Below are 11789 nucleotides of genomic sequence, written 5' to 3'. Positions count from 1 at the left end.
AATATAACACCAAAGTTACTAAAAAAAAATGTAATTACTTGTTAATTATTAATGTAAAAATTAAATATTTTTAGGAATTTCACAGATTGGAATCGGTTTCATCTTGTGTTGATTGATGGTGTTGAGTCTTTTGAAGATTTTAAAAACTTCAGCTTCTCTTCCTGAAAAATCTTCTGTGGTTTTGCCGTTTTCCATTTGAGTCATGGCCCACTCTAATTCATCATAATTAGCGCCTATTTGATCTTCATCGCTTCGGTCATCTCCAAATAAACCATCTGTTGGTTTGGCTTTCAAGATGCTTTCTGGGACTTCTAAATATTCGGCAAGCAATCGTACTTCGCTTTTTACTAAATCAGCAATCGGACTAATATCAACGCCGCCGTCGCCATATTTTGTAAAGAAACCTACACCAAAATCCTCAACTTTGTTTCCAGTTCCAGCTACTAATAATCCATGAATTCCAGCAAAATAATATAATGTTGTCATTCGTAAACGCGCACGAGTATTGGCTAACGATAAATTCAAAACGGCTTCATTTTCTGAAGTCGGAACTTGATTTTTAAACGTTTCAAAAATCGGAGTCAAATCAGCTCTTTCATTAAAAACATTTGGGAAACGTTTTTTTAATTGGTCAATGTGTTCGTTTGCTCTATTCACATGGCTTTCTGCTTGATGTATAGGCATTTCGACACATAAAGTAGGTAAACCAGTTTGCGCGCAAAGTGTAGAAGTTAATGCGCTGTCAATTCCACCCGATATTCCCACAACAAAACCCTTTACTTTTGCGTTAGTAGCATAATCGAGTAACCATTTTACGATATGTTGATTGATTTTTTCGGCTTGGAACGTGGTAGAATTTGTCATTTTTTTATGAAAATTTATTAGTCGATAACTGTATATTTGCAAACCAAATTAGTTTTGATAAAAATATAAAAAATACGCTATATGAAGCAATTATTATTTGTCCTTGTTGCGATTACTTTATTTTCATGTAAAGATGATAGTAAGGTGGAAGAAGCGGTAGCTAAAATTCCAATTGAATTTAAAGTAGAACGTTTTGATCAAATCTTTTATCAATCAAAACCAGAGGATTTAAATAAAATTAAAGCGCAATATCCTTTCTTTTTTCCAGCGGGAAACCCAGATTCTATTTGGGTTAACAAACTAAAAAATCCACTGTTGAAAGAATTGTACAAAGAAGTACAAATGAAATATCCAACTTTAGGTCCTGTTGAAGCGGATATGGAGAAAATGTTTGCTTACGTACAATATTATTTCCCAAAATATAAAACGCCTCGTGTTATTACTTTAATTAGTGAAGTGGATACTGAAGCCAAAGCGTTTTATGTAGATACTTTAGCTTTAGTATCTTTAGATTGTTATTTAGGAAAAGACCATCGTTTTTATGTTGATTTCCCAGAGTATAAGAAAGCAGAATTAGAAGAAAATCAGATCTTACCTAATTTAGTTTCAACTTTTTGTTACGGAAAAATTGCACCTCCAACCGATAGAACATTGCTTTCTGCTATGATTTATTACGGAAAAGAATTGTACGTAAAAGATAAATTGATTCCGTTTTATTCTGATGCGGTGAAAATTGGTTATACCGAAACTCAGTTGCAATTTTGTCAAGCAAACGAATATTACATGTGGAGTAATCTGGTAGAAAATAAATTATTATTCGATTCCAATCCAAAGAACGAATTACGATTCATTAAACCAGCTCCGTTTACAAAATTCTATTTGGAAATTGATAATCAAACACCAGGAAGAGTGGGGCAATGGTTAGGTTGGCAAATAGTAAGAAGTTATATGGAAAACAACGATGATGTAACATTAGAACAGTTATTAGCGATGGATTCCAAAACCATCTTCGACAATTCAAAATACAAACCAAAGAAGCAATAAATATGAAAACATCAGATATAAAAATCACTGTAGGTTTAGACGAAAATAACGTTCCCGATAAATTGTTATGGACAGCTCAAGATGGCGGAATTGAGCAAGAAGAAGCAAAAGCTTTATTATTGTCAGTTTGGGATAGCAAAGCAAAAGAAACACTTCGTATTGATTTATGGACAAAGGATATGCCAGTAGATGAAATGAAGCAGTTTTTTCATCAAACATTAGTAGCAATGGCAGATACATTTCAACGCGCTACTGCCGATGAAAAAATGTCGGATACTATGCGCGATTTCTGTGATTACTTCGCAGAAAAAATGGAATTAAAAGCATAAAAAAAAGCCGCTAATTTATCGTTAGCGGCTTTTTTTATTTGGTATCTGTTTTTTAAACAAATCCATTATCTTTAAAAATATCTTCATTAATTTGACCGATATACTCTAGGATCCCTTCTTTTCCTTTAGCTTCTAAAGATGAAGTCACAAAGTATGGTGGCATTTCAGCCCAATCTCCAGCTAGTAATTGTTTTTTATAAGCTTCCACGTGGTTATTGACTTTGTTTTTTCCTAATTTGTCTGATTTGGTAAAAATAATTGCAAACGGAATTTCGCTTTCGCCTAAATATTCCATGAATTCCAAATCAATTTTTTGAGCCTCTAATCGGATGTCGATTAAAACAAAGGCGCAAACTAATTGTTCTCTTTGCTCAAAATAATCCATAATAAATTGCTGGAAAACGGCTTTAGTTTTCTTAGAAACTCGTGCATAACCATAACCAGGTAAATCCACTAAAAACCAATTATTATTGATTTTAAAGTGATTGATTAACTGCGTTTTTCCTGGTTTTGAAGATGTCTTTGCCAAATTTTTATGGTTCGTCAACATGTTAATCAATGATGATTTTCCTACATTGGAACGACCAATAAAAGCGTATTCAGGTAAGCGGTCTTTCGGGCACTTATCTACTTCTGAATTACTAATTACGAATTCGGCGGTATTAATTTTCATAGGCTATAAAATAAAATTCCCCAAAAAGGGGAACTATTATAAATTCTTCTTTTGTAACCAATCAAACAAAATTTGATTGAATGCTTCTGGGTGCTCCATCATGGCAGCGTGTCCACATTTGTCAATCCAAAACAACTCAGAATTCGGTAATAATTTATCAAACTCTTCGGCTACATTTGGTGGTGTTACTTTATCATTTCTTCCCCAAATAATACACGTTGGTGTAGTCATTTTTGGCAAATCTTTTGCCATGTTATGACGAATAGCGCTCTTTGCAATGGTTAAGGTTTTAATCAACTTAATTCTGTCGTTAACTGTTGCAAAAACTTCATCAACAATTTCTTTAGTTGCAATTTCTGGATTATAAAAAACGTCTTCAGCTTTCTTTTTGATGTATTCATAATCACCACGTTTTGGGTAACTTTCACCCATTCCGCTTTCATATAAACCTGAACTTCCTGTAATTACTAAAGCTTTTACAAGTTCTGGATACATTTTAGTAAAATATAATCCAATGTGTCCACCTAACGAGTTCCCAACAAGAATTACTTGGTCAAATCCTTTATGAACAACAAAGTCTTTAACAAATTTTGAAAAGGCTTTAACGTTGGTTTTTAAAATGTTTTGTGTGTAAATAGGCAATTCTGGAATCACCACTTTGTATCCTTTAGGAGGAAAAAAATTAGCTACACCATCAAAATTACTTAGGCCGCCCATTAAACCATGAAGAATGATTATTGGAGTTCCTTCGCCAGCTTCAAAATAGGTGTATTTTTTTTCTTTTCTTAACATAAATTCCACTTAAGGTATTAGTTCTAATGATTGACAAATATACTATTTTATTAAAGAATGAAAAGAAAAATTTAACAGAGTTATTTTTAAACTTTTGAAGCTTGTAAAATGTTAGTTATCAACAATTTTAATGGTTTTTTACTGGAAAATAATAAAACATTAGATTTTCATTTTTCTGCAGAAATTCTTCTTAATTCTTGATTTTGCAAATATTCTTTTGTTAAAAGTGGTAGAGTAACTTTTAAAATCTAAAAACTTATTAACAAAGTGGTAGTTTGTGGTAAAAAGTGGTAAAATTTTTCTAAATTTGTCCTTATTCTAATCGAAATAAAAAGTTGAAAACATTAATCGGAACATACGAATGTAAAGTAGATGCCAAAGGAAGGCTGATGCTACCTACGTCACTAAAGAAACAATTGGGTTCTTTAGAGGAGGGTTTCGTGTTAAAACGTTCGGTTTTTCAACCTTGTTTGGAGTTGTTTCCAATGAGTGAGTGGAATAAAATGATGTTGAAAATCAATAAGCTAAATCGTTTTGTAAAAAAGAACAACGATTTTATCAGAAGATTTACAGCGGGAGTTAAAATGGTAGAGATTGATGCAACAGGACGACTTTTAATTCCGAAAGATTTAGTTGTTTTTGCTCAAATTGATAAAGATATTGTGTTGAATTCAGCAATTAATATCATCGAAATTTGGGATAAAGATAAGTATGAAAATGCGATTGAAAACGCTACGGATGATTTCGCAGACTTGGCAGAAGAAGTAATGGGTAATTTAAATGACGACGAAGATGGAATATCATAATCCAGTATTGTTAAAAGAAACAGTTGATGGATTGAATATTCATCCTGATGGAGTGTATGTGGATGTTACTTTTGGTGGTGGCGGACATTCTAGAGAAATTATGAGTCGTTTGGGTGAAAACGGAAAATTATTCGCTTTTGACCAAGATTTAGATGCATTAAAAAACGCTATTGACGACGAGCGATTTGCTTTAATCAATGAAAATTTCAGATTTATAAAACGTTTTTTACGTTTCCACGGTATCAAACAAGTGGATGGGATTTTAGCCGATTTAGGCGTTTCATCTCACCAATTTGATGTTGCAGAAAGAGGTTTTTCAACCCGTTTTGATGCCGAATTAGATATGCGAATGAATCAAAAAGGCGACATCAGTGCGTATCATGTGGTAAATGAATATGATGAACAAGATATAGCGAGAGTTTTGTTTGATTATGGCGAATTAAAAAACGCAAGAGCTATGGCAAACGTAATTGTAACAGCTCGAAAAGATAAAGAAATTAGGAATTCTGACGAATTAAAAAAAGTACTTGCTAAGTTTTTGCCAGGACATAAAAGCAATAAAATTTTAGCTCAAATATACCAAGCCATTCGTATTGAAGTCAATCAGGAAATGGATGTGCTAAAAGAATTCTTAGAGCAATCCTTAGAAATTCTAAAACCAGGCGGAAGATTGAGTGTTATCTCATATCACTCATTAGAAGATAGATTGGTAAAACGTTTTGTAAAAAACGGCATGTTTGAAGGAGAACCTGAACGAGATTTCTTCGGAAATTTTGAAGTTCCTTTTAAAACTATCGAAAAACTAATCGTACCATCAGAAGAAGAAATTGCAATCAACAATAGAGCAAGAAGCGCAAAATTAAGAGTAGCGGAAAAAATATAACAGAATGAAAGACGGAATTTACAGTTTATTAAAAGCCAAGTTTCTTATTAGTGATGACGCTCTTAAGAACTGGAAGTTCATTGTTTTTCTTGTGGTTCTTGGAATGTTTGCTATTGCAAATAATCACCAATACGATGCGAAAAATTACCGAATCACTGAATTAAATAATCAAGTTAAAGAATTACGTTCTGAATTTGTAGACCGTCGTTCTGAATTGATGAAACTAAAAATGGAATCTACGGTAGCTAAGAAAATGGAAACACGTCAAATTTTGCCTTCAGAAGTGCCTCCAGTAAAAGTCGTTGTTGAAGATAAAGAAAGTAAAAAAAGTTTTTGGGATAAATTAAAAATATGGCAATAGAAGATAAGAAAATATCGTATCGCATGTATTTTGTAGCTGTTATGTTTTTCATAATGGCTGTATTTATTTTGATTAAACTGAATAATATTCAATGGGTTGAAGGTAACTATTACCGAAAATTAGGAAAAGAAAGAACGGTTAAGAATTTTCCAATTCCAGCCAACAAAGGAAATGTATACTCGGCTGATGGAAGTTTGTTAGCAACGTCAATTCCAGAATACACGGTTTATTTTGATGCGGTGGCACCTTCGGATGAAAATTTTAAAGAGAATGTTAAAGCACTTTCCGATTCATTATCAGTGATGTTTGGAAAATCATCCGGACATTATCAAGCAAAATTACAAAAGGCAAGAGCTAATAAAAGTCGTTATGTTTTCTTAGCGAAAAAGTTGAGCTATACCGAGCATATGCGTTTGAAAACTTTTCCATTGTTCAATAAAGGAGCTAATAAAGGTGGATTAATAATCGAGCAAAAAATTGTGAGAGAACATCCAATTGGTTTGGTGGCAAAAAGAACTATTGGTTACGAACGTTCAAACGAAGATGGTAAAGGATTAGAATACGCTTTTCGCGATTATTTGAATGGAAAGAATGGGCATCGAATGATGCAAAAAATCGCAAAAAATCAATGGAAACCTATTAGCGATATCAACGAGAAAGATCCTCAAGATGGTTACGATATTATTTCAACGATTGATGTTTACATTCAAGATATTGCACACCACGCTTTATTAAAACAATTAGAGCATTACAGTGCTGATCATGGTTGTGTGGTAGTGATGGAAACCAAAACGGGTCACATTAAAGCAATTTCAAATTTAGGAAGAGCAGATGATGGTTCATATTATGAAACACAAAATTATGCTATCACTGAATCTCATGAACCAGGTTCTACTTTTAAACTAGTAGATTTAATTGCGGTTTTAGATGATAAAAAAGCAGATACCAGTAAAATTTATGATTCAAAAGGCGGTATAATCGAATATTACGGTCGAAAAGTAAGAGATTCAAAACCTGGTGGATATGGTAAAATTTCTCTTGCAAGAGGATTTGAGTTGTCATCAAATACAGTTTTAGTACAATCGGTTTATGACAGTTATAAAAATAATCCAAAGCAATTTGTAGACAGAATCAACAGCTACGGATTGAATAAGCCTCTAGGTTTACCAATAAAAGGTGAAGGGAAGCCAGTTATTCCACAACCAGGAACAAATCGTTGGTCGGGAGTAGCATTACCTTGGATGGCGTTTGGTTACGGATTATCAGTAACTCCATTGCAAACCTTGACTTTGTATAATGCTGTTGCCAATAATGGAGTAATGGTAAAACCAATTTTCGTTAGTGAAATAAAAGAATGGAATAAAACCATCAAAAAATATAATACTGAAGTAATCAATCCGAAAATTTGTTCGCAAGAAACATTGGATAAAGTGCAAGCCGTTTTAGAAAACGTAGTAAAGAAAGGAACAGGTTCAAAATTGTATTCAAAAGATTTTTCAATGGCAGGAAAAACAGGAACTGCTCAAGTAAATTATAAAGACAAATCGAAATTATATTATGCTTCGTCATTTGTAGGTTATTTTCCTGCGGATGAACCTAAATATTCCTGCATTATCGTAGTTCATAAGCCAAATGTTGCTGCAGGATATTACGGAGCCGATGTGGCTGGGCCAGTTTTCAAAAGAATAGCACAAAAAATATTTACAGATTCTCCATCAACAAATCATGTAAAAAATATCGATGCTAAAGTAGTTTCTCAAGAAAAAAGCTACGCAGAATATTATAAAAAAGCAGAAAAGGAAGAGCGAATTGTTCCTAATGTAAAAGGAATGGAAGGAATGGATGCTGTAGCCTTGTTAGAAAATTTAGGATTAAAAGTAAAAGTTATTGGTGTAGGAAGAGTAAAAAAACAATCGCTAACATCAGGACAAGCTTTTAACAAAAATCAAACTATCATAATCGAATTATCGTGAAGCAATTAAAAGACATATTATATAAAGTAGGAATTGAAGCAGTTCATGGAGCTACCGATATTACTATTTCAAAAATTGAATTCGATTCGAGAAAAATTGAATTGAACGATGTTTTTGTGGCAATCAGAGGAACACTTTCTGATGGTCATGACTATATTGAAAAAGCATTAGGTCTTGGTGCTGTTGCGGTAATTTGTGAAGAATTTCCAAGTGTAATTGTAAATGGTGTTACCTATATCAAAGTAAAAGATGCTAACGAAGCTTTGGCTTTTTTAGCGGCTAATTACTACGAAAATCCTTCTGAAAATATCAGATTAGTTGGTGTTACAGGAACTAATGGTAAAACAACTATTGCATCACTATTATATCAATTATTCAAAAAAGCAGGTTATAAAGTTGGATTGTTATCAACCGTAAAGATCATGGTTGACGAACAAGAATTCAAAGCCACACATACGACTCCAGATTCTCTAACTATCAACAAATTTCTAGATTTGATGGTACAAGAAGGTTGCGAATTTTGCTTCATGGAAGTTTCTTCGCACGGCGTTCATCAAAAAAGAACAGAAGCCTTAAGTTTTGAAGGTGGTGTTTTTACCAATTTATCACACGATCATTTAGATTACCACAATACGTTTGCTGAATATCGTGATGTAAAAAAATCATTTTTTGATAATTTACCAAAATCAGCTTTTGCAATTACCAATATCGATGACAAAAACGGATTGGTAATGCTTCAAAACACAAAAGCCAAGAAATTGACTTACGCTTTAAAATCGTATGCTGATTACAAAGCACAAATCTTAGAAAACCAATTATCGGGATTGTTATTGAAAATCAATGATAATGAAGTTTGGGTTAAATTAATTGGTTCTTTCAATGCTTATAATTTATTAGCCATTTACGGTGTAGCAGTTGAATTAGGAATCGAAAAAGTAGAAGCGTTACGTTTGCTTTCAGAATTAGAAAGTGTTTCAGGACGTTTCCAATTTATTGTTTCCGATTCTAAAATTACAGCTATTGTAGATTATGCTCACACACCAGATGCATTGGAAAATGTATTAAAAACAATCGAAGATATCCGAACAAAAAACGAACAATTAATTACAGTTGTTGGTTGTGGTGGCGATAGAGATAAAACAAAAAGACCAATTATGGCTCATATTGCTTCATCAATGAGCGACAAAGCCATTTTTACATCAGATAATCCAAGAACCGAAAATCCAGAGACGATTATCGAAGAAATGGAAAAAGGAGTGGAACCTCAAAATTTCAAGAAAACCGTTTCCATTTTAGATAGAAAGCAAGCCATTAAAACCGCTTGTCAATTGGCAAATCCAAATGATATTATTCTAATCGCAGGAAAAGGACATGAAACCTATCAAGAAATAAATGGAGTGCGACACGATTTTGACGATTTACAAATAGTAACCGAATTATTACAACAATTAAACAAATAAAAGCCAACAATTAACCTTTAAAACTAAGCAAACAATATGTTATACTACATCTTTCAATACTTAGACAAAGCCTTTGATGTTCCTGGAGCAGGAGTTTTTCAATACATTACTTTTCGCTCGGCACTAGCTTTTATTTTGTCGTTGTTAATTGCTACGATTTACGGAAAAAAAATCATCAATTATTTGAGAAATCAACAAGTGGGTGAAACCGTTCGTGAACTAGGTTTAGAAGGTCAAACTGCAAAAGCAGGAACACCAACAATGGGTGGAATCATCATCATTTTGGCGACATTAATTCCAGTTTTGTTATTGGCAAAGTTGAATAACATTTACATCATTTTATTGATTGTAACCACGCTTTGGATGGGAACCATCGGTTTTATTGATGATTATATCAAGATTTTCAAGAAAGATAAACAAGGTTTAAAAGGAATTTTCAAAGTAATTGGGCAAGTTGGTTTAGGTTTAATCGTTGGAACTGTTTTGTATTTGAGTCCAGATGTAACGGTTCGTAAGGACACTTTAACATCTAGAGTAAAAATTGAAAACAACATCAAACCAGCTGATTTAGAAGAAAAATCGACAGCAACTACAATTCCGTTTTTCAAAAATAACGAGTTCGATTACGCAGAAGTATTATCCTTCATGGGAGATGATTATAAAGATTACGCTTGGTTGATTTTTATTCCAATGGTAATTTTAATCATCACAGCCGTTTCAAACGGAGCCAATCTTACTGATGGAATAGATGGTTTAGCCGCAGGAACTTCCGCAATTTCTGTACTAACACTCGGATTGTTCACTTTCGTTTCGGGGAATATCATTTTTTCGGATTATTTGAACATTATGTATATACCAAATGCTGGTGAAATGACAGTTTATATCGCAGCATTCGTTGGAGCTTTAGTTGGGTTTTTATGGTACAATGCATATCCAGCTTCTGTATTCATGGGCGATACCGGAAGTTTAACTATTGGTGGTATTATCGCTGTAATTGCAATTGCTATTCGTAAAGAGTTAATGATACCTGTAGTTTGCGGAATTTTCTTAGCAGAAAATTTATCAGTAATTATTCAGGTGAGTTATTTTAAATACACCAAAAAGAAATATGGAGAAGGAAGACGAATTTTCCTAATGTCACCATTGCATCATCATTATCAGAAAAAAGGTTATCACGAAAGTAGAATTGTAACACGCTTTTGGATTGTCGGAATTCTATTAGCGATTTTCTCACTTGTTTCTTTAAAATTAAGATAAGATGCGACTGGTAGTTTTAGGCGGAGGCGAAAGTGGAGTAGGAACCGCCATCTTAGGAAAGAAAAAAGGATACGATGTTTTTGTATCGGATTTTGGAAAAATAAAAGAAAATTATAAAGAAGTTCTTACCATTAATGGAATCGCTTGGGAAGATGAAAAGCACACAGAAGATTTAATTCTGAATGCTAATGTAGTAATGAAAAGTCCAGGAATTCCCGAAAAAGCACCGATTGTAAAAAAGCTAATTGAAAAAGGAGTTTCTGTAATTTCTGAAATAGAATTTGCCATTCAATTTACTGACGCTACAACAGTTGGAATTACAGGAAGTAATGGAAAAACAACCACAACACTTTTGACGTATCATTTGTTAAAACAAGGTGGTTTAAATGTAGGATTAGCAGGAAATATTGGAAAAAGCTTCGCTTGGCAAGTGGCCGAAAACAAGCACGATATTTATGTATTGGAATTGAGTAGTTTTCAGCTAGACGGAATAATAAACTACAAGCCTCACATTGCGATTATTACGAACATTAGTCCAGATCATTTAGATAGATACAATTACGATTACAATTTATACATCGATTCTAAATTTAGAATTACAAAAAATCAAACCGAAGCCGATTATTTGATTTATGACAATGAAGATGAAGCGATTCAAAATTGGTTAAAAAATAATACGATTAAAGCAAATAAAGTTCCTTTTTCACTGGTTACAAAACCAGAAAATGATGGAGGATTTTTAGCAGAAAATAACATGAATACCACAATTAAAAACGACACATTTACTATGCCAATCAACGAACTTGCATTAGAGGGAAAACACAACATAAAAAACGCAATGGCAGCAACTGCTGTAGCGCAATTGTTGAATATTAGAAAACAAACCATCAGAGAGAGTTTGACTAATTTCCAAGGTGCTGAACACCGACTAGAAAAGGTATTGAAAATTCAAGGTGTGCAATACATCAACGATTCTAAGGCTACGAATGTAAATTCTGTTTTTTATGCTTTAGATAGCATGACAACACCAACCGTTTGGATTGTAGGTGGTGTTGATAAAGGAAATGATTACGATGAATTAATGCCATTAGTTCGTGAGAAAGTAAAAGCTATCGTTTGCTTAGGTGTTGATAATACAAAAATCAGCAACGCATTTAATAATGTGGTGGATGTTATGGTGGAAACCACTTCAATGTCAGAAGCAGTTCAAATCGCTCAACGTTTAGCAGAAAAGGGAGATAGCGTTTTGTTATCACCAGCATGTGCAAGTTTTGATTTATTTGAAAATTACGAAGACAGAGGAAAACAATTCAAACAAGCCATTTATAATTTATAATAACAGATAGA

At 33.2% G+C, this 11789-nt stretch carries 12 protein-coding genes; 9 read left to right on the top strand and 3 right to left on the bottom strand.

Annotated features, from left to right (window positions below):
* Positions 1-60 precede the first annotated feature (60 nt).
* Entirely contained in the window at positions 61-864 is an 804-nt protein-coding gene (gene nadE / locus B2741_RS04195) for an NAD(+) synthase (protein ID WP_291135721.1), read from the bottom strand.
* 81 nt (positions 865-945) lie between these two features.
* Between nadE and gldB the strand changes: the two genes are divergently transcribed.
* Together gldB and gldC are read left to right on the top strand one after the other, a co-directional pair.
* Entirely contained in the window at positions 946-1908 is a 963-nt protein-coding gene (gene gldB, locus B2741_RS04190) for a gliding motility lipoprotein GldB (protein WP_291135719.1), read from the top strand.
* Between the two features lie 2 nt (positions 1909-1910).
* Positions 1911-2237 (top strand): gliding motility protein GldC, encoded by a 327-nt coding sequence (gene gldC / locus B2741_RS04185; protein WP_262318982.1) that lies wholly within the window; start codon positions 1911-1913, stop codon positions 2235-2237.
* A gap of 52 nt (positions 2238-2289) precedes the next feature.
* Here gldC and yihA read toward each other — a convergent pair whose 3' ends face one another.
* Together yihA and B2741_RS04175 are read right to left on the bottom strand one after the other, a co-directional pair.
* A complete protein-coding gene (gene yihA / locus B2741_RS04180; RefSeq protein ID WP_133608195.1) occupies positions 2290-2910 on the bottom strand; it encodes a ribosome biogenesis GTP-binding protein YihA/YsxC in 621 nt (206 codons plus the stop codon).
* Between the two features lie 36 nt (positions 2911-2946).
* Positions 2947-3702 (bottom strand): alpha/beta fold hydrolase, encoded by a 756-nt coding sequence (locus tag B2741_RS04175; protein ID WP_133608193.1) that lies wholly within the window; start codon positions 3700-3702, stop codon positions 2947-2949.
* A gap of 335 nt (positions 3703-4037) precedes the next feature.
* On the opposite strand from B2741_RS04175, the gene mraZ reads away from it, so the two are divergent.
* The 7 genes from mraZ to murD are packed head-to-tail and all read left to right on the top strand — an operon-like array spanning position 4038 to position 11778.
* Positions 4038-4508: a division/cell wall cluster transcriptional repressor MraZ gene (mraZ, locus tag B2741_RS04170; RefSeq protein WP_291135713.1), complete on the top strand. Its 471-nt coding sequence runs from the start codon at positions 4038-4040 to the stop codon at positions 4506-4508.
* Positions 4483-5391 (top strand): 16S rRNA (cytosine(1402)-N(4))-methyltransferase RsmH, encoded by a 909-nt coding sequence (gene rsmH, locus B2741_RS04165; protein WP_291135711.1) that lies wholly within the window; start codon positions 4483-4485, stop codon positions 5389-5391. Before mraZ ends, rsmH begins: the two co-directional genes overlap by 26 nt.
* 4 nt (positions 5392-5395) lie before the next feature.
* The gene (locus B2741_RS04160) at positions 5396-5752 is read left to right on the top strand and encodes an FtsL-like putative cell division protein (protein ID WP_133608187.1); all 357 of its coding nucleotides are present in this window, start codon (positions 5396-5398) and stop codon (positions 5750-5752) included.
* On the top strand, positions 5743-7725 hold the full coding sequence (locus B2741_RS04155; protein WP_291135709.1) for a penicillin-binding protein: 1983 nt from the start codon (positions 5743-5745) through the stop codon (positions 7723-7725). Before B2741_RS04160 ends, B2741_RS04155 begins: the two co-directional genes overlap by 10 nt.
* Positions 7722-9185 (top strand): UDP-N-acetylmuramoyl-L-alanyl-D-glutamate--2,6-diaminopimelate ligase, encoded by a 1464-nt coding sequence (locus B2741_RS04150; RefSeq protein ID WP_291135707.1) that lies wholly within the window; start codon positions 7722-7724, stop codon positions 9183-9185. Before B2741_RS04155 ends, B2741_RS04150 begins: the two co-directional genes overlap by 4 nt.
* Positions 9186-9221: 36 nt before the next feature.
* Positions 9222-10442, top strand: coding sequence for a phospho-N-acetylmuramoyl-pentapeptide-transferase (mraY, locus tag B2741_RS04145; protein ID WP_291135705.1), 1221 nt, complete (start codon positions 9222-9224; stop codon positions 10440-10442).
* Between the two features lies 1 nt (position 10443).
* Positions 10444-11778: a UDP-N-acetylmuramoyl-L-alanine--D-glutamate ligase gene (gene murD, locus B2741_RS04140; RefSeq protein WP_291135703.1), complete on the top strand. Its 1335-nt coding sequence runs from the start codon at positions 10444-10446 to the stop codon at positions 11776-11778.
* Positions 11779-11789: the final 11 nt, after the last annotated feature.

The sequence above is a fragment of the Flavobacterium sp. UBA7663 genome, from assembly GCF_002483315.1.
Taxonomy (GTDB): Bacteria; Bacteroidota; Bacteroidia; order Flavobacteriales; family Flavobacteriaceae; genus Flavobacterium.
The sequence above is the reverse complement of the archived record's forward strand: the minus strand, read 5'-3'. Positions and strand labels throughout refer to the sequence as shown.